The following is a 19,134-nucleotide window of genomic DNA, read 5'->3' on the forward strand; positions in this document are numbered from 1 at the left end:
AGCGGGGAAATGTGGTATGATAACAAATAAGTATGGGGCAGTATGCTAGATACTTGAGAGTTTGCAACTTTTTGATGAGGGAAGTAGTATATATGAGCGATAAACAGAAGAAAACCATCTTTTCCGGCGTACAGCCATCGGGTAAATTAACGCTCGGAAACTATCTCGGTGCAATCCGTAATTTCCCGATCCTGCAGGAGGAATACAACTGTGTTTACTGCGTGGTCGATATGCATGCAATCACAGTCAGGCAGGACCCGCCTTCGCTGCGCCGTTCGACGCTTGAGGTGCTCGCGCAGTATATTGCCTGTGGGCTGGACCCTGAAAAAAGTATTCTGTTCATCCAGAGCCATGTCCCGGCGCATGCGGAGCTGGCTTGGGTTCTGAACTGTTATACGATGTTTGGAGAGGCCTCCCGAATGACGCAGTTTAAAGACAAATCCGCTAAGCATACGGATAATGTTAATGTAGGCCTGTTTTCTTACCCGGTGCTGATGGCGGCCGATATCCTGCTGTATCAGACCGATTTGGTGCCGGTCGGCGTCGACCAAAGCCAGCATATTGAATTGACGCGTGATATTGCAAACCGTTTTAACGGCGTGTATTCTGATACGTTCACCATCCCGGAGGGATACTATCCCAAAGCGGGCGAGGGTGCAAAAGTGATGAGTCTGTCCGACCCGGAACGAAAGATGAGCAAATCAGATGAAAATGAAAACGGCTATATCCTACTGATGGATCAACCCGAAGTCATTATGCGTAAGTTTAAGCGTGCGGTCACGGATTCTGAGGCTCGTATCGTGATGGATCCGGTGGGCAAGCCGGGTGTTTCCAATCTTCTGCAAATTTATGCGCTTGCGACAGGCAAGACGGTTGCCGAGGCGGAAAACGAATTTGCGGGCAAGGGATACGGCGAGTTTAAACCCGCGGTCGGCGAGGCTGTGGTCGAATTGCTGCGCCCGATTCGTGAGACAACTGAGGATCTGCTGAAAAACAAGGACTACCTGGAAAAGGTTTATACAGAGGGCGCGCAGAAAGCGAACTATCTGGCGCGCAAAACGCTCGACAAGGTTTATCGGAAAGTTGGCTTCGTCGCGCGCTGACCAGCGTCCGGAGAGGAAGTACAAATGCCAGAATATATTGTGATCGGGGTCATTGTCGGCGCGTTTCTTGTTGCCGGCGTGCTCTCCTATCTGTTCACGCCCTACGTGAAAAAGTTTGCGCAGAAAGTCGGCGCGATTGATGTGCCGAAAGACAACCGACGCATGCACAAGGAGCCGATCCCGCGGCTTGGCGGCCTAGGCATCTTTATGGCGTTCCTATGCTCAGTGCTGATTTTCGGGCGGCTCGACATGCAGATGCTTTGCGTGCTATTTGGCGCTCTGCTGATCGTGGTGCTCGGTATTTTTGACGATATCATGGCGCTTGGCGCAAAACTCAAATTTGTTGTGCAGATCGTCGCAGCGGCGATACCGGTCTGCATTGGCGGGCTGCGCATCGATATGTTTACAAACCTGAATCCCTTTTCCGATTCTCCATATTTCCATCTCGGCATGCTGGCGATCCCAGTGACAATTATATGGATCGTCGGCATCACCAACGCAGTCAACCTGATCGACGGCTTGGACGGCTTGGCTGTCGGCGTGTCGTCGATTGCGGCAATTACGATGCTGGCAGTCGCGTTGCTGACGGGCGAGATGGGAATTGCAATCACAATGGGCGCCCTTGCCGGCGCGTGCGTCGGCTTTATGCCATACAATCTTAACCCAGCCAAGATTTTTATGGGCGATACGGGATCGACGTTTTTGGGGTATATGTTGGCTACGGCTTCGATCATGGGTTTGTTCAAATTTTACGCGGTCATTTCATTTGCGGTACCGTTCCTGATCCTCGGGCTGCCAATATTCGACACGGCAAATGCGATCATCCGGCGCGTAGCCGCCGGGCGCAGCCCGATGAGCCCTGACCGCGGGCATGTGCACCACAAGCTGATCGACATGGGCTTTAACCAGAAGCAGGCGGTGGCAATCTTGTATGCGATCAGTGGTACGCTCGGCCTGACTGCCGTTGTGCTGACCTCATCGGGTGAGGTCAAGGCGATTTTTCTGCTGCTGGCGGTGATTGTGGCGACGATCGTTGGCGCCTGCGTGATTTATGGCGCGGAGCACCATATGTTCGGCAAACCGCCGCAGGAGCAGCCGCCGGAAGATAAAAAAGATGAGACCGGCCAAAAGGAGAAAGATGATGAACAAGATTAAGGTCATGACCGTATTTGGCACGCGTCCGGAGGCCATCAAAATGGCGCCGCTGGTGCACGCGCTGGAGCGGAACGAAAATACTGAGGCGATCGTCTGTGTGACTGCCCAGCACCGGGAAATGCTGGATCAGGTATTGGATATTTTCAAAATTCGGCCTGATTATGATTTGAATATCATGCAGCCTAAGCAAACGCTAGCGCTCATTACGGAAAAAAGCCTGCACGGTCTGGACGGTGTGCTCGAAGAAGCAAAGCCCGACATCGTGTTGGTGCATGGCGACACGTCGACGACGTTCGCGGGAGCGCTCGCTGCGTTTTATCATAAGATTCCGGTCGGCCATGTAGAGGCGGGACTGCGCACCTATGACAAATATTCACCGTTCCCAGAGGAAATGAACCGTAAGCTCACCGGGCAGATCGCGACGCTTCACTTTGCGCCTACCGCCCGTAACCGTGACAACCTCGCGCGCGAGGATATCACGCAGGGTGTTTCCATCTGCGGTAATACAGTAGTCGACGCGATTAAGTTAACGGTGCGGGAGGACTTCGTATTCCGCGATGAGCAGCTTCGCGCGCTGGATTTTCAAAACAACCGCATCGTTCTGGTTACAGCGCACCGCCGTGAAAATTATGGCGCACCGATGGAAAACATATGTCGAGCGATCGCCGAGCTTTCAGCGGCGTATCCTGACGTGCATTTCGTTTATCCGGTGCATTTGAGCCCGTATGTCCGTGAGACTGCCGAAAAATTCTTGGGCGGCAACGAGCGCATTCATCTGATTCACCCGCTCGCAGTGGACGAAATGCATAACCTAATGGCTCGCTGCTATCTGATTATGACCGATTCCGGCGGCCTGCAGGAGGAAGCTCCCAGCTTGGGGAAACCGGTATTGGTGCTTCGCCGGGAGACCGAACGTCCTGAAGCGATCGAGGCTGGCACAGTCAAGCTTGCCGGCGTGGATCAGGCGGAAATCGTGCGCCTTGCGCGTGAGCTGTTTGATGATTCGGAGGCCTATAATGCGATGGCACATGCCGTCAATCCTTATGGCGACGGCAAAGCCTGCGAACGGATCGTGCAGGCGATCGAGCAGCATTTCGGTGTGCGTGAGGATGCACCCGCACCGTTCCAGCCATGAACGGGAAACCCAATAAAATAAAGGTGTCGACACCGATGCTGGCCTCAATTGGCGCAGCGGTGCTGGTGGCGGTTCTTTTTTTCAGTTTTCTGCTGTCCTCAGGGCTGCTGCATGAACGCGGCGCGGGCATTGAACTGCCGTCAGAGGAAGAAGACGCGCCCCAAGTAAGTCAAGGCGGTCTGATATTGACGGCACAGAGCGTAGCCGAGATCGATATCAATACGAACAATGCGCAAAAGGTCATCTCAACGCTTATTCGGCCAGATGCGTATAGCTGCCGTATTGAAAACACGCTGTATTTTTCAGGCGGTTCTGCCACGCGCTTTTGCCGCCGGTATGCGCGTGGGCAAGCTGTGCGCACGGATACCCTGAACGCATCTGGGACAGTGGAGAGCACGCTTCTGCGTGCAAACGACACCGCTTATAGTTGGAATGCGGGCGATCGGAGTTACTATAAAGGCGCTTGGGGAGATTTCAGCGATGACGCGTCAGCGATGCTACCGACCTATGAAGATGTGCTGCAAGAGGGCGTAAAGCTTCAGGATGCCGCCAAGCAGGACGTAGACTTTGAGCCATGCATTCGGGCAGCATTTGAGCAGGATGGCTACCGTTGCGTCTATTATATCTCCACAGCGAGCGGCCTGTTGAAAACTGCTTCGTTTTACGAAGGCGACACGCTCGTGCGGCAGGTTACGGTCAGCGAACTGCAGGCCGGCGAACCCGGGGAGGAACTGTTTACGCTGCCGGGCGGACAATCGGTATTAGGAGAAGAATAAACCATGGGACTTCAGATTTCAGAAGAGATTCGCGCGCTCGGCTGTCAGGCTGAGCGCGAAATTATGCCTTACTTTACACGTATTGATAAAATTTGTGATCAAAATACGGAAAAAGTTCTTGCAGCTTTTGCAAAGAACCGTGTCTCGGACAATCTATTCGCGGGTACGACCGGCTATGGATACGACGATCATGGCCGCGACACGCTTGACCGGATTTTCGCGGATGTTTTTGATACGGAGGCTGCGTTGGTACGAATCGGTTTTGTTAACGGCACGCACGCGTTATCCTGCGCGATGTTTTCCGCAGTCAAAACAGGGGACACGGTGCTGTCTGTTACCGGATCCGCCTATGATACGCTGCAAAATACCATAACAGGCGATTATTGCGGCAGTATGAAAAGCTATGGCATTGCCTACCGGCAGGTCGATTTGAAAAACGGCTTGCCCGATTTGCCCGCAATCGAGACGGCTGCAAAAGACGCTGCAGTCAAACTGGTCTTTATCCAGCGAAGCAGAGGGTATGCAGTGCGGGAGACGCTTTCCTGCAAGCAGATTGGGGAGATTTGCGAAACTGTGCGCCGTGTCAATCCGTCGGCGGTCATCATGGTCGACAACTGCTACGGCGAGTTTGTGGAAGCAATAGAGCCTACGCAGGTTGGAGCCGATTTGATTGCCGGGTCGCTGATCAAAAACCCGGGCGGCGGGCTGGCACCTACTGGAGGATATGTTGCAGGCCGCGCTGATCTGGTTGAAAACGCCGCTTATAAGTTAACTGCGCCCGGAATCGGCGGCGAGTGTGGCTGCACGATGGGACAGAACCGTTTGCTGTATCAGGGGCTGTTTATGGCGCCTCACACAACGGCGCAGGCGCTGAAAACCGCGATTTTTTGCGCTAGAATTATGGAACTGCTGGGCTATGAGGTCAGTCCGAAAGCCGATCACCCACGCTACGATATTATTCAGACGATCGCGTTCGGCGCGCCCGAACCGCTGCGCCGTTTCTGTGAGGGCATTCAGGCGGGAGCGCCGGTCGACTCGTTTGTCACCCCGGAACCGTGGGCAATGCCCGGCTATGATGATGAGGTAATCATGGCAGCTGGTGCGTTCGTCCAAGGCGCCTCAATTGAATTATCCGCGGACGCGCCTATGCGGGAACCGTACGTTTGCTATATGCAGGGCGGCCTGACGTATTCATCAGGCAAAGCGGGGATCCTACTGGCGGCTGAGCGGATCAAAAATCACAGTTAGGTTTGAAAAAGAGCGGCTATGCCGCTCTTTTTTTATGCCCTATATTGCACGAATCACGGTTTCATGGTACAATATTTAGGTTAAGAAACAGAGGTTTGACAGCTATGACGATTCTTGGCATTGATCCAGGATATGGCACGATTGGCTATGGTGTCGTGCGGTATGACAACTTGAAATTCACCCCTGTGCAATATGGCGCGGTCACGACAAAATCGGGGATGCCGATGCATCTGCGCCTTTGTGAGATCTATGAGGATATTTTCACATTGGTGGATACATTCCACCCGGACGAAGTTGCCATTGAGGAGCTGTTTTTTTCCAAGAATATCACTACCGGAATCCAGGTTGCGCAGGCGAGAGGGGTCATTTTGCTCGCGCTCGCGCAAAAAGGCCTTCACCCGGTATCCTACACGCCGAACCAGGTGAAGATGGCAGTCGTCGGTTATGGAAACGCGGAAAAAATGCAGATGATGGAAATGACAAAAAGCATCCTACATTTGACAAAGCTCCCGCGTCCGGACGACGCGGCTGACGCGCTTGCGCTTGCGATTTGCCATGGGCATTCCGCACAGGCACTGCGATATCGATAAAGAGGGAAGACTATGTTTTACTATGTAGAGGGAACGGTCGCACTGCTGCAGCAGGGCCTAGCCGTGATCGACTGCGGCGGTGTCGGTTATGCCTGCCATGCTTCGCAGCATACCGTCGGAAAACTGAAAATGGGCGCCCGCGCCCGGCTTCTGACATATCTTAACGTCCGCGAAGATATTTTTGAATTATACGGGTTTATCGATGAAGAAGAGCTTTCCTGTTTTCAAATGATGATTGGAGTATCGGGTGTCGGACCTAAGGCAGCACTGTCGATCCTATCTGTTGCGCCGCCGGACCGTCTGGCGCTTTCAATCATCACGGGGGACGAGAAACTGCTCACGCAGGCGCCGGGAATCGGGAAAAAAATTGCCCAGCGCATCATTTTGGAACTACGTGACAAGATGAGCCGGGAGCAGCTTGAAACCGCATCGGGCGCATCGGGTGTTGTGGCGGCCGTGGCTGCGAATGGAGGCATCAATCACACGCAGGAAGCTGTGGCGGCGCTGATGGTGCTCGGTTACAGCCAAGCCGAGGCGTTGCACGCAATGGATGGGCTGGACGCGGCGCATTTGGAGGCGGACGAGATCATCCGGCAATGCCTCAAAAAGCTGGCCAGTCAGTAAAGGAGTGTTCCTTTGAGTATTGAATTTTCAGGCGGCATGACCGATGACGAGCGCATCATCTCGACCCGTCAGCTCACCGAGGATGAGACCGATTCTTCGCTCCGTCCTAAAACGATGGGCGACTATATCGGGCAGGTCAAGGTCAAAGAAAACCTGCAGGTGTTTATCGAAGCAGCGCGGCAGCGCGGCGAATCGCTTGACCATACACTGCTATATGGCCCGCCGGGATTGGGAAAGACGACATTGGCAGGTATTATCGCGGCGGAAATGGGAGTCAATATCCGCGTGACGAGTGGCCCTGCCATTGAAAAAGCGGGAGACTTGGCCGCTTTGTTGACAAATCTATCGGAAAATGATATTTTGTTTATCGACGAGATCCATCGGCTCGACCGCAGCGTAGAGGAAATACTATACCCTGCGATGGAGGATTATGCGCTCGATATTATCATTGGCAAGGGACCGTCGGCGCGATCGATCCGGCTGGATCTGCCGCGTTTCACGCTGATTGGCGCCACAACGCGTTCGGGACAGATGACCAGTCCGCTGCGCGACCGTTTTGGCGTCATTCTTCGGCTCGAACTGTATTCCCCCGAGGAGCTGTGTCAGATTATTGAGCGTTCAGCCGGGATTTTAAACGTTCCATGCGTGCATGAGGGAGCTTTTGAGATCGCTCGGCGCAGCCGCGGCACACCACGTATCGCCAACCGTCTGCTGCGCCGGGTGCGAGATTTCGCACAGGTGCGGGGCAGCGGTACAATCGATCGTGCGATTGCCGACTTGGCGCTCAAAGCGCTGGAAATTGATGATCTGGGGCTTGACAATATTGACCGCAGGATGCTGAAAAGCATCATTCTTAATTATAGCGGCGGTCCGGTCGGGCTGGAAACGCTGGCGGCGACCATTGGCGAAGAGTCGATTACACTTGAGGATGTATGTGAGCCCTATTTGATGCAGATTGGTTTTTTAAACCGTACACCGCGCGGGCGGTGTGCGACGATGCAGGCCTACCGCCATTTGGATATGGAACCCGCAGACGGACAGCAGCAGCTGTAATCCAAAACGCGGGAATAACAGGAAAGTTGGGTGTTTTATATTGGGTAGATACTTTGGAACGGACGGCGTGCGCGGTGTGGCAAACGTCGAACTCGATGCGTTGCTGGCTTTTAAAATCGGTGCGGCTGCTGCATATGTGCTGACCGAGGAGGCCACACATACGGGCAAAGCCAAGCTGCTGATCGGTAAAGATACGCGCATTTCTTCGGATATGTTGGAAAATGCGCTGGTTGCCGGCATTTGCTCGGTCGGCGCAGATGTTGAATTACTCGGTGTGATCCCGACGCCTGCGGTCGCTTATTTGACGATTAAGCACAAAGCAGATGCGGGCATCGTAATTTCCGCGAGCCATAATTCGTTTGAATACAACGGCATCAAGATTTTTGCCGGGAACGGATATAAGCTGTCCGATGAGATCGAAGCAAAAATCGAAGACCTGATCGATGATATTGACTCGATCCCTAAAGTAACCCATGAGCGCTTGGGCCGCGTTATCAAAAGCGCGATCGATCCGATCGTAGAGTACACTGACCATTTAGCAGAAACCATTAAGGGCGACCTATCCGGCCTTCGCGTCGCGGTTGACTGCGCGAATGGTGCGTCCTCGACAACGGTCGAACGGCTGATGCGCTTAGTGGAATGTAAAGCGGAGATCCGGTTTTACGAGCCAGACGGTATCAATATCAATGCTGGCTGTGGTTCGACTCATTTAAACAAATTGAAAGAGCGTGTCAAAAACGGTAATTTTGACTTGGGCGTTGCATTTGACGGTGATGCAGACCGCTGCCTGATTGTAGACGAGACTGGCGAAGAGCTTGACGGCGACCGTATCATGGCGGTCTGTGCGGCGCGCATGAAAAAAGAGGGAAAGCTACGTGGCGGCGCGTTCGTTGCAACCGTGTTGTCCAACATGGGGTTGCACGCGTATGCGGAAAAGAATGATATGCGCATTGAATGTTCCAACGTGGGCGATCGCTATGTGCTGGAAATGATGCTCGATAAGGGTTATATTCTGGGCGGCGAGCAGTCGGGACACGTCATTTTCCTGGAGTATGCATCGACAGGCGATGGTGAACTAACTGCCTTGCAGTTTATGTCAATTTTAAAGGACAGCGGTAAAAAGTGTTCCGAAATTGCGGCGGAGGTCGTGCCGTGGCCGCAGATCATGATTAATGTTAGCGTGCCAAACGACAAAAAAGCCACGTTGCAGGAACTGCCGGAGGTAAAAGCGGAAATTGATGCGGCGGACGCTGTGCTGCAGGGCAACGGCCGCATTCTGGTGCGTCCGTCCGGCACGGAAGCGCTCGTGCGTGTAATGGTCGAGGGAAAGGATAGCGAGCAGGTCGAGGCTTTGGCAAAAAAAGTTGCAAAGGTCATCGAGTCTGTCGTATAATAAATAGAACCAACCGGGTGGACGTGGTTTTCGCGTCCACCTTTTTAAGCGGGGAGGTGAGAGCCAAGTACAACTGAATAGCCAAAAGCGCCAGAACTGCGGTGCAGCCGGTATCGCAGTTGACGAGGGAAAGGTTTATCGAAAATTCGGCGGATGCCTTTCGGCCACGAGTGGGTTGGTCGTCAGCAGGCTGACAAATCGCGCGGGCGACCGCGCGGACAAAGCAGCTATGCATAACGCACTATTTTTATGCCCAAAATTGGGCGGATTCAATTTCTAGAAATTACCATCCGTTTATTGGGAGGATATACTATTTTATGTGTGGAATCGTTGGATTTACCGGACACGACAACGCGCTGCCGGTGCTCATTAAGGGGCTGTACAGCCTGGAATACCGCGGCTATGACTCGGCGGGCATCGCTGCTTTCACCAAAGATGGTCTTCGCGTCATCAAAACGGTAGGCCGCATCGCTAATCTGGAGGAAAAAATCAGGGAGGAGGGAGATGGGCTGTCCTGCACCTGCGGGATCGGGCACACACGCTGGGCAACGCACGGCGGGCCGTCAGACCGCAACTCCCACCCTCACTTGGGCGGAACAGAAGGGAAAATCGCCGTTGTACATAACGGCATTATTGAAAACTATATGGAACTGCGCGAACGCCTGGAGGCGCATGGCTATGTGTTCCAGTCCGAAACAGACACCGAAACGGTCGCACATCTGGTAGATTATCTGCATACCGGTAAACAGGAAGATCTCGCGCAGACCGTACTGCAGGCTGTGCAGCGCCTGCGTGGTTCGTATGCACTCGGTGTGGTATCAATGGATAACCCAGAGGAGATCGTCGCCGCACGCCGGGATAATCCGCTGGTCATCGGTCTGGCGGACGGTGAGAACATGATCGCGTCCGACATCACGGCAATTATCGGCCGGACCCGAAATTATATCATTCTGGACGACAACGAGGTCGCCGTTGTTCGTCCGGAGAGCGTGACCGTAATGAATGAATTCGGCGACGTGGTAGAAAAGAAAGTACAGACGGTCACGTGGGACATGTCCGCTGCGGAAAAAGGCGGCTATGAGCACTTCATGATTAAGGAGATTATGGAGCAGCCCAAAGCGGTGGGTGATACCGTGCGTCCACGCTTGCAAAATGACGCGGTGATCTTCGAGGAAAACGGCTTAACGGACGAGCGTCTGCGCGACATCGAGCACATCCATCTTGTAGCCTGCGGTTCGGCTCTGCACGCCGGGATGGTTGGAAAACGTGTCATCGAGAGCATGTGCCGAATCCGCTGTACGGCTGAAGTCGCCAGTGAGTTCCGTTACGAAAACCCTATTATTGGGAAGAAAGACCTGTGCATCGTGATCAGCCAGTCGGGAGAGACGGCGGATACACTGGCCGCTATGCGACTGGCCAAACAGGCCGGCGCGTTTACCATCGCGGTCGTCAACGTGGTGTCTTCAACGATTGCGCGCGAGGCCGACGGCGTACTGTATACATGGGCGGGGCCGGAGATCTCGGTCGCTACCACGAAAGCCTATTCAGCGCAGCTTGCCGCGCTTTACATGATCTCGGTCAAAGTTGCGCGTGTACGCGGCCTGATCTCGATCGGCGATGAACGCGCGCTGTGCGCGGAGTTGCAGCGGCTGCCCACGTGCATCGAGCAAACGCTGCAATGTAAGGAGACGATGCAGCGCATTGCCACTCTGTATGCAAACCGCGCCAGTGTGTTTTTTCTGGGCCGCGGACTGGATTATGCGGCGGCGCTCGAGGCGTCGCTCAAGCTTAAAGAGATCAGCTATATCCATTCGGAGGCCTATGCAGCGGGTGAACTGAAGCATGGCACGATCTCGCTGATCGAAGAGGGGACTTTGGTCGTCGCGCTGGCGACGCAGCCTGCGCTATTTGAAAAGACAGTCTCCAATATCCGCGAAGTCGTATCGCGCGGGGCGGTCGTGGTGTTGGTAACGACTGACGATTTTACCGGCGACGAATCGGTTTGCCAGCATATTGTGCGGCTGCCCAAGTGCTTATCTGAGTTTTCCGCATCGCTTTCGATTATTCCGCTGCAGCTTTTGGCATACTATATAGCGGTCGAACGTAGTTGTGACGTTGATAAGCCGCGTAACCTGGCTAAATCGGTCACTGTTGAATAAAGAAAAGTTGGGAATTGTAGAAAGAGCACAAAAAGAGAATGAGAATTTTGACGCAAAATAAATAGGTTACACAAAATATTCTTGACAAATCTCTGTACTTCCCCTATAATGAATGTTGACATGAGAAACGACAGCGATAATTATGCGTTGCCCAGCCTGTCCGATGAAGTTTTGTGCCAACGGGCGCAAAAAAGCGACGGCGCGGCAGCGGAAACACTGGTCAAACGGTATTCCAGGCTGGTCAAAACCTGTGCGCGCCCATATTTTTTAGTAGGCGCGGATGCAGAAGACCTGTTGCAAGAAGGTATGCTGGGATTACTGCATGCGATCCGGGAGTTTGACCAGACGAACGGAACGCCTTTTGAGGCGTTTGCGCGGCTGTGTGTCACACGGCGGATATATTCTGCGGTGCGTGCGGCGGCGGCGCTTAAGCACGATCCACTCAATCGTTCTCTGTCCTTTGATCGACCTCTGTTTGAAGACCTTGCGGAATCGCACACCCGGGTTGTAGCACCGACTGGTGACCCCGAAACGCTGGTGATCGGCAATGAGGAGCGGGAGGAACTGCAAAAGCAGCTTTATTCGCTTCTGTCTGAATTCGAGGCAAAGGTTTTGACATTGTTTTTGGACGGCCTATCGTATGAACAAATGGCCGAAGCACTGAACAAACCAATAAAGTCTGTGGACAATGCCATCCAGCGCATCAAGCGAAAATCGGCAGCTGTTAAACCCCAATAGGCGAAAGCAGGCGTAAGAGCCTGTGCGCAATAAATCTAGGTTCCCGAGGGAACGGTATCAAAGAGAGGTAAAAACCATGTACGAAGACAAGACTTTAGTATGTAAGGAATGCGGCCAGGAGTTCGTATTTACTGCCGGCGAGCAGGAGTTTTACGCAGAGCGCGGCTTCCAGAATGAGCCCCAGCGCTGCAAGAACTGCCGCGATGCCCGCAAGAATGCGGCCCGTGGCCCGCGTGAATACTTCACCGCTACCTGTGCTTCCTGCGGCGGCGAGGCTCGTGTTCCGTTCGAGCCCAAGTCCGATCGCCCGGTGTACTGCAGCGAGTGCTTCGCCAAGATGCGCGAAGAGGGCTAATTTGTCCAATAAAACACCCGGTGGATTTCCCATCGGGTGTTTTTCTGTTCCTATTGAAATTCTGCTTTTTTTGCGGTATACTAAACACATCATAAATAGATATAGGAGGTCTATCATGGCTAGCATTACCAAAAAGACCACGATTGGCGAGGTTTTGGCCCGCAATCTGGATGCCGCCAAGTTTTTCATGGAAATCGGCATGCATTGCCTGGGCTGTCCGGCCTCTCAGGGTGAAAGCATTGAGGAAGCCTGCATGGTGCATGGCACGGATGCGGACGAGCTGGTTGCCAAGCTGAACAGCTTTTTCGGAGAGTGATGAAAAAACGGGCCGGCGAGTGATGCCGGCCCTGTTTTTTTGGGTGATACTATGGAACGATTAATTTTAACGCCGCGGTTGGCGTGTATCGCGGCGCTCATGCCGCTGCAGGCGCGGCTGGCCGACGTGGGGACCGACCATGGGAAGCTGCCGATCTGGCTGCTGAAAGAGGGACGCATAGCGTTTGCGGTCGGCACGGATATCGGGAGGGGACCGCTTGCACATGCCGCGCGAAATGCACTGGATCACGGTGTAGCGTTGCCGCTTCGGCTGGCGCCGGGCCTGAATGCAGTTTCCCCAGAGGAGTGCGATACGATTTCCATCGCCGGAATGGGCGGGCAAACGATAGCGGAAATATTGGATGCGGCTCCGTGGACAGCCCGTGGCGACCATCTGCTGCTTTTACAGCCCATGACGATGGCGGCGGAGCTGCGGCAATGGCTTTGGGCGCACGGCTATAAACTGGAGAAAGAGACGCTGTGCCAAGAGGCACGGCGTTGGTATACTATTTTGTCGGTTCGGGGCGGGGCTGCGCAACAAATACTGCCCTTATCTCGCTGCCACATATCCAGAGCGTTATGCAGGGATGCGCAGGCGCATGACTATCTCAGACATCTTCTTTCCAGGCAGACGCGTGCGCTTGCGGGCATGGAGCAGGGAAGCGTGATGGATATAGGTCTGCTGCAGGAGCAGCGGGATACGGTCGCCGCCATCCAACAGGCTATGGAGGAATTAACATGATTACGGTTTTAGATGTACTGCAATTTTTAGAAGCAATTACACCGCCGGATTTGGCGGAATCTTGGGATAATGTCGGCTTGCTGGCGGGAGACCGCTCGCAGGAGGTAACCAAGGTGCTTTGCGCGTTGGATGTGACGGAAGCAGTGGTGGCAGAGGCGGCGGAATGCGGTGCAGAGCTGATCGTTGCGCATCATCCGGCTATTTTCACTTCAGTCAACCGTGTGACGGCCGACGATCCGACCGGACGCATCCTGCGCGCAGCAATCCGGCACGATATTGCGTTAATCTGCATGCATACCAATGCAGATTGTGCGGAGGGCGGCGTCAACGATGCGCTGGCATCCGCTCTGTTTCTAACCGGCGTCTTTCCATTGGGAGCAGGTGAAAACGGGATGCTGGGCCGCGTAGGCGAGCTGCCACGGGAGATGGAACCGCGAGAGTTTGCGGGGTATGTAAAAGAATGCCTCCGGGCGGGCGGCGTACGTTTTTGCGTCGGCGGCAGTAAAATCTCCCGCGTAGCAGTCGGCGGCGGCGCGTGCGGAAAAATGATGGATTATGCGCTGAAATGCGGCGCACAGGCATTTGTCATCGGTGATTGCAGCTATGACCTAATGCAGCGCGCACAGGCAATTGGGCTGACTTTGGTGGATGCCGGGCATTTTCCGACGGAAAACCCAATGACCGCGGTATTTGCTGAAAAAATTGGGGAGGCGTTTCCACAGCTATGCGTAAAGATTTCTGCACGGCATGTGGACTGTATTGAATTTGTATGAGGATGATTATTTATGCCGTTGGATGCAATTTGCTTGCGGGCAGCCGCACATGAACTGAATGAGGCGCTCTGCGGCTGTAGGATCGAAAAGGTGTATCAGCCGGATAGAGATGAGATCGTGCTACAGACACGCGGCGCAGGCGGCGCAAAGCGCCTGCTGTTGGCAATCACGCCGGGTGCAGCCCGCGTTCATTTTATTGAATCCGCGCGCGAAAATCCTGCTGCGCCGCCAATGTTCTGCATGCTGCTGCGAAAGCATGTGCAGGGAGCGAAGATCGCAGCCATTACACAGCCTGCTGTTGAACGCGTGCTCGTGATCGAACTGGATACAACCGATGAAATGGGAATTGCATGCAAAAAACGTTTGGTGTGCGAGATGATGAGCAATCAGGCTAATGTGATTCTTTGCGGCGAGGATGGCCGCATTATAGATGCGCTCCGGCGGGTCGAGGGAGATCTGGCGAGCGGCAAACGTCAGCTGTTGCCCGGCCTGTTTTACCGTATGCCGCCTGCGCAGGATAAAAAGGATCCATTTGCCGTATCAGGTTCCGGACTGGCGGCCGCTTTGCTGGATGCAGATGGTGCGACAACGCTTGACCGTTTTCTACTTCAAAACCTGTTCGGTTTTTCGCCGCTACTTTGTCGTGAGCTTAGCTATCGGGCAACCGGCGACACCGGCAAGCCGGTTCAGAAACTGACGGAGGAAGAACGGCAGAAGTTCAGTGCTGTTTATGATGATTTCTGCACGTATGTAATTGAAAACCGTTTCCGGCCATTTCTACTGACCAAAAAGGATACCCATGCGGTTTTTGACTTTTCCTTTTTACCGATCACACAGTATGAAAGCCTGATGACGGTCACACAGATGGATAGCTTTTCTACGCTGCTTGCCGCGTTTTATGAAAAAAAAGGTAAAGTGGAGCGCATGGCGCGGCGCTCGCAGGATATGCACAAGACTGTTGTCAACGCGCGCGACCGTTTGGCGCGAAAATTGGCCGCACAGGAAAAGGAATTAGCGCAGACCAGAAACCGCGACCAGTATAAACGCCTGGGCGATCTGATTACAGCGAATCTATACCAGCTTGAAAAGGGCATGAACAAGGTTCGGGTCATCGATTATTATAACGAAGCCTGCCCCGAGGTTGAGATCGATTTGGATGTGCGGCTGACGCCACAGCAAAATGCACAGCGTTACTTTAAGCTTTACAACAAGGCGAAAACCGCGGAAGAAGTGCTGACAGAGCAGCTATCGCGCGGCAGGGATGATTTGGAATATCTTGAAAGCGTTTTGGTATCGATCGGCGAAGCTGAGAGCGAGCGCGATTTAGCGCAGCTCCGGGAAGAACTGATGCAGACCGGCGTGCTGTCCCGCAAACAAGTCCGAAACAAAAAGGCGCAGATGAAGCCTGCGTCCACCAAACCGTTTCACTATCGTTCCAGTGACGGCTTTGATATTTATGCGGGAAAAAATAATTTGCAAAACGATTTGCTCACGTTAAAAACGGCGCTAAAAAGCGATATTTGGTTCCATACGCAAAAGATTCACGGCTCCCATGTCATTTTGGCTGCTGACGGCCGAGAGCCGACCAAACAAGCGATGACGGAAGCCGCAATTATTGCTGCCTATCATTCAAAGGCGCGCGTTTCTTCTATGGTACCGGTCGATTATACACCGGTCAGACAGGTCAAAAAACCGTCAGGTGCCAAACCCGGCATGGTGATCTACCATGTATACCAGACAGCGTATGTCACGCCGGATGAGGCACTGATCGAAAAACTCCGTGTAGAATAGCTAAAAAAGCCGTCCGGTATTTAACCGGGCGGCTTTTTGCTTTACATTAATCCCGCATCAAACACATAGCGCGATAAAGCAGCTCACAAGCTGTTTGCCTTGTTATGGCTTGCCCGGGTTGCTGCATTTGTGCGAGAGGGGAGAGCACTTCCAAACGGTCAAGTGAGCTGACTGCGGCTTGCGCCCAGTTTAAATCTTCGCTGTGTTCGGTCGCATAGGCGGCTTCGACGCCGTCAAGCGTTTCGGTCAGCAGGTTATTGATGACCACGGATGCTTCTGCAAGCGTAATAGGGTTTTCACCGCGAATTTCGGCAAGGCCATTTGCCAAATGGTAACCGCTGATCAAGCCGCTGGATGCGGCTGCGCTTACATAGGGTTTGGCCCAAGACGACAATCCGCTGTCGTCTACAAAATCGGTCTGTTCAGTCGGCTCGACAGGCAAATTTGCCATAGCGGCAGCCATGGTGATAAATTCGCTGCGAGTGACCTCTTGTGTGGGATGAAAGAATGCACAGTCGCCAAATTTTTCACCTGTCATGACGCCCTCTTCCGATAGCTTGATGGCAGCATAGTGCGCCGGATTGCCGGCCATATCGGAATAGGTCAGTTTCGTTCGGTTTTTGGTAACTTTAATGATGATCTGTGCCGCAGGCGCGGTGTTGCCATTGGCATCAACGGCAGTATAGGAAAATTTGTCGGTGCCCGCCTTGGCGCCAGGAGTATAGGTGAGCACAGTACCGTCAATTTTAGCCGCGCCCAGACGCGGCTGCTCGGTGAGCTGATAGAGCGCAATATCGTTGTCAGCATCTGTGGCACACAAAGTTAATTCAATCGGGATGTTTACACAGGTTTCATCCTCTATCGCCTGCGCGACCGGTGCTGCTCCAGTCGTCTGCACCGGTCGAAGCCCCGCCGCCAGAGCATAGCCGGAAAACAGTAAAGTACACGGCAGGAGGATGGCTGCCAACAACAATTTCTTATCTTTCAAAATCAATACACCCTTTCCAAAGGTTCTCTTGCCCGCAGTATGTACCACAAAGTGATAAATTATACATGGTGAAACAAGCAGAACTGGGATGTATTATCAGCTTACCAGCGTCCGAACCAATCTTCTATTATGTCATAAAGTTGGTCTTCATCGGCGGCGCCATTATTGAGCAACTGGACCAAATTCGTGATTTCTTCCTTTGATACTGTGATATCATCAATTGAAAGTTTGCTTCCGCGGATGCCGTATTGTCCGTGGTTTTCTGTGACCAAATAGTGCATGTCGCATCTCCTTTTCTAATACAGCTTGTACCATGATACTCTTGGGTCACATATTTTATTGTAGAATCTTGTCGAACACCACAAAATGTAACCATTCCGTCGTTTAGCACAAAATATTGTGTATTTTGTGCTGAAAACCGGACATTCTTGCTCAAAGGGGAAAAACAGGTGCAAAATGCTTGCTGAAAGCATCGTTTTATGGCATAATTTTAACAAGCTTTATGAGAAAGAAAGGAGATTCCCGATGGAAAATCATCAGTTGATTCTGGTGCTGGATTTTGGGGGACAATATAATCAGTTGATTGCGCGCCGCGTGCGTGAGCAGCATGTATATTGCGAAGTAAGAAGCTATCAAACACCGCTGGAGGAGATCCGGGCGTTAAACCCGGCTGGCATTATCTTTACGGGTGGACCAAACAGCGTATATGCTGAAGCATCACCGAAATGTAGCAGGGAAATATTTGAGTTGGGTATTCCAGTACTCGGGATCTGCTATGGATGCCAATTGATGGCGCATGTACTAGGCGGCACGGTCTCCGAGGCTGCGGAAAAAAGCGAGTATGGAAAGACGTTGGTCAAATTGGACTGTTCTTCCACTCTGTTTTCTGATTTAGACGAACAAGAGACTTGCTGGATGAGCCATACAGATTTTATATCTGCAGTTCCAGCAGGCTTCCGCGTGACGGCGACTACCGCTACCTGCCCAACAGCAGCGATGGAAAACGCAGAAAAGAAGTTTTACGGCGTGCAATTCCATCCGGAAGTAAACCATACGCCGCATGGAAGCGATATGCTTCGCCGCTTTGTATATGAGGTATGCGGTTGCACCGGCGATTGGACGATGGGACGCTATATTGACCAACAGATTCAGACGATTCGGGCACAGGTGGGCGATGGCAAGGTGTTGTGCGCTCTTTCGGGCGGCGTGGATTCAAGTGTAGCCGCCGCTTTATTGAGCAAGGCGGTTGGAACACAGTTGACCTGCGTTTTTGTGGATAACGGTTTGATGCGTAAAAATGAGGGCATTGAGGTCGAGGATGCGTTCCGTACGCGATTTAACGCGAACTTTGTGCATGCCAAAGCACAGAAGCGATTTTTAGATCGCTTGAAAGGTGTCAGTGAACCTGAGGCAAAACGTAAAATCATCGGTGAAGAATTTATCCGCGTATTTGAGGATGAGGCAAAGAAAATCGGCAAGGTCGATTTTCTTGTGCAGGGTACCATTTACCCGGACGTTATTGAATCCGGTTTGGGCGACAGCGCGGTAATTAAAAGCCATCATAACGTCGGCGGCCTGCCGAGTGTGGTGGACTTTGAAGAACTGATTGAGCCTCTGCGCATGCTGTTCAAGGATGAAGTGCGCCAAATGGGACTGGAATTAGGCCTGCCGGAAACACTGGTGTGGCGTCAGCCTTTTCCGGGGCCCGGGCTCGGTATTCGCGTGATTGGTGAAGTGACGGAGGAAAAGTTAGATATTCTGCGTGAGGCTGACTATATCTTCCGGGATGAGATCGCCAAAGCTGGGCTGGATCGTTCGATACACCAGTATTTTGCCGTTATAACCGATATGCGTTCGGTTGGCGTCATGGGCGATGACCGCACATATGATTATACACTCGCTCTGCGCGGGGTGACCACCTCGGACTTCATGACAGCCGATTGGGCGCGCATCCCATATGAAGTACTCGATCGTGTCAGCGTGCGTATCGTAAATGAAGTGAAGCAGATTAACCGGATTGTATATGATATCACTTCCAAGCCTCCGGCGACAATAGAGTGGGAATAACTAACAAAACCCGCAAAGCCTTGAAAACACTGGGTTTTTGAAACGGAAACGGGGCATTTGATAGCAAATTGATAGCAGATACCAAAACCGGATTTACTTTGTTCACTCCCGTATAGCGGGTGGCTTGCG

The 19,134-nt window shown here is 52.9% G+C and carries 19 protein-coding genes; 17 read left to right on the forward strand and 2 right to left on the reverse strand.

Features of this window, described 5'->3' with window-relative positions; genetic code table 11:
• The first annotated feature begins 92 nt into the window (after positions 1–92).
• The 16 genes from trpS to SO058_RS07835 all read left to right on the forward strand — a co-directional run bounded on the left by trpS (position 93) and on the right by SO058_RS07835 (position 15,950).
• On the forward strand, positions 93–1,103 hold the full coding sequence (gene trpS / locus SO058_RS07760; protein ID WP_320842418.1) for a tryptophan--tRNA ligase: 1,011 nt from the start codon (positions 93–95) through the stop codon (positions 1,101–1,103).
• 24 nt (positions 1,104–1,127) lie between these two features.
• Entirely contained in the window at positions 1,128–2,258 is a 1,131-nt protein-coding gene (locus tag SO058_RS07765; RefSeq protein WP_320842419.1) for a glycosyltransferase family 4 protein, read from the forward strand.
• Positions 2,245–3,393: a non-hydrolyzing UDP-N-acetylglucosamine 2-epimerase gene (gene wecB, locus SO058_RS07770; RefSeq protein ID WP_320842420.1), complete on the forward strand. Its 1,149-nt coding sequence runs from the start codon at positions 2,245–2,247 to the stop codon at positions 3,391–3,393. The genes SO058_RS07765 and wecB overlap by 14 nt, the downstream gene beginning before the upstream one ends.
• 35 nt (positions 3,394–3,428) lie before the next feature.
• On the forward strand, positions 3,429–4,169 hold the full coding sequence (locus tag SO058_RS07775) for a hypothetical protein (protein ID WP_320842421.1): 741 nt from the start codon (positions 3,429–3,431) through the stop codon (positions 4,167–4,169).
• 3 nt (positions 4,170–4,172) lie between these two features.
• Positions 4,173–5,417 (forward strand): methionine gamma-lyase family protein, encoded by a 1,245-nt coding sequence (locus SO058_RS07780; RefSeq protein ID WP_320842422.1) that lies wholly within the window; start codon positions 4,173–4,175, stop codon positions 5,415–5,417.
• A 104-nt stretch (positions 5,418–5,521) separates the two neighbouring features.
• Positions 5,522–6,007: a crossover junction endodeoxyribonuclease RuvC gene (ruvC, locus tag SO058_RS07785; RefSeq protein ID WP_320842423.1), complete on the forward strand. Its 486-nt coding sequence runs from the start codon at positions 5,522–5,524 to the stop codon at positions 6,005–6,007.
• 12 nt (positions 6,008–6,019) lie between these two features.
• Positions 6,020–6,631 (forward strand): Holliday junction branch migration protein RuvA, encoded by a 612-nt coding sequence (ruvA, locus tag SO058_RS07790; protein ID WP_320842424.1) that lies wholly within the window; start codon positions 6,020–6,022, stop codon positions 6,629–6,631.
• Between the two features lie 12 nt (positions 6,632–6,643).
• Positions 6,644–7,684, forward strand: coding sequence for a Holliday junction branch migration DNA helicase RuvB (gene ruvB / locus SO058_RS07795; RefSeq protein WP_320842425.1), 1,041 nt, complete (start codon positions 6,644–6,646; stop codon positions 7,682–7,684).
• Between the two features lie 40 nt (positions 7,685–7,724).
• Positions 7,725–9,077 carry a phosphoglucosamine mutase gene (gene glmM, locus SO058_RS07800; protein ID WP_320842426.1) on the forward strand — a complete coding sequence of 451 codons (1,353 nt, stop codon included), beginning with the start codon at positions 7,725–7,727 and terminating at the stop codon, positions 9,075–9,077.
• Between the two features lie 317 nt (positions 9,078–9,394).
• Positions 9,395–11,236, forward strand: coding sequence for a glutamine--fructose-6-phosphate transaminase (isomerizing) (glmS, locus tag SO058_RS07805; protein WP_320842427.1), 1,842 nt, complete (start codon positions 9,395–9,397; stop codon positions 11,234–11,236).
• Between the two features lie 120 nt (positions 11,237–11,356).
• A complete protein-coding gene (locus tag SO058_RS07810; RefSeq protein WP_320842428.1) occupies positions 11,357–11,974 on the forward strand; it encodes a sigma-70 family RNA polymerase sigma factor in 618 nt (205 codons plus the stop codon).
• 76 nt (positions 11,975–12,050) lie between these two features.
• Positions 12,051–12,329, forward strand: a complete 279-nt coding sequence (locus SO058_RS07815) for a zinc-ribbon domain containing protein (RefSeq protein ID WP_320842429.1) — start codon at positions 12,051–12,053, stop codon at positions 12,327–12,329.
• A 115-nt stretch (positions 12,330–12,444) separates the two neighbouring features.
• Positions 12,445–12,645: a DUF1858 domain-containing protein gene (locus SO058_RS07820; RefSeq protein WP_320842430.1), complete on the forward strand. Its 201-nt coding sequence runs from the start codon at positions 12,445–12,447 to the stop codon at positions 12,643–12,645.
• A gap of 51 nt (positions 12,646–12,696) precedes the next feature.
• On the forward strand, positions 12,697–13,386 hold the full coding sequence (locus SO058_RS07825) for a tRNA (adenine(22)-N(1))-methyltransferase (RefSeq protein WP_320842431.1): 690 nt from the start codon (positions 12,697–12,699) through the stop codon (positions 13,384–13,386).
• Positions 13,383–14,159, forward strand: coding sequence for a Nif3-like dinuclear metal center hexameric protein (locus tag SO058_RS07830; protein ID WP_320842432.1), 777 nt, complete (start codon positions 13,383–13,385; stop codon positions 14,157–14,159). Before SO058_RS07825 ends, SO058_RS07830 begins: the two co-directional genes overlap by 4 nt.
• 12 nt (positions 14,160–14,171) lie before the next feature.
• Positions 14,172–15,950, forward strand: coding sequence for an Rqc2 family fibronectin-binding protein (locus SO058_RS07835; RefSeq protein WP_320842433.1), 1,779 nt, complete (start codon positions 14,172–14,174; stop codon positions 15,948–15,950).
• Between the two features lie 46 nt (positions 15,951–15,996).
• Here SO058_RS07835 and SO058_RS07840 read toward each other — a convergent pair whose 3' ends face one another.
• Both SO058_RS07840 and SO058_RS07845 read right to left on the reverse strand, forming a co-directional pair.
• Complete coding sequence (locus SO058_RS07840; protein WP_320842434.1) at positions 15,997–16,938, reverse strand: Ig-like domain-containing protein; 942 nt, start codon at positions 16,936–16,938, stop codon at positions 15,997–15,999.
• A gap of 101 nt (positions 16,939–17,039) precedes the next feature.
• The gene (locus SO058_RS07845) at positions 17,040–17,219 is read right to left on the reverse strand and encodes a DUF6514 family protein (protein WP_320842435.1); all 180 of its coding nucleotides are present in this window, start codon (positions 17,217–17,219) and stop codon (positions 17,040–17,042) included.
• A gap of 244 nt (positions 17,220–17,463) precedes the next feature.
• Between SO058_RS07845 and guaA the strand changes: the two genes are divergently transcribed.
• The gene (gene guaA / locus SO058_RS07850) at positions 17,464–19,005 is read left to right on the forward strand and encodes a glutamine-hydrolyzing GMP synthase (protein WP_320842436.1); all 1,542 of its coding nucleotides are present in this window, start codon (positions 17,464–17,466) and stop codon (positions 19,003–19,005) included.
• Positions 19,006–19,134: the final 129 nt, after the last annotated feature.

Origin of the sequence: Agathobaculum sp. (assembly GCF_034098985.1) — a bacterium.
Lineage (GTDB): Bacteria > Bacillota > Clostridia > Oscillospirales > Butyricicoccaceae > Agathobaculum.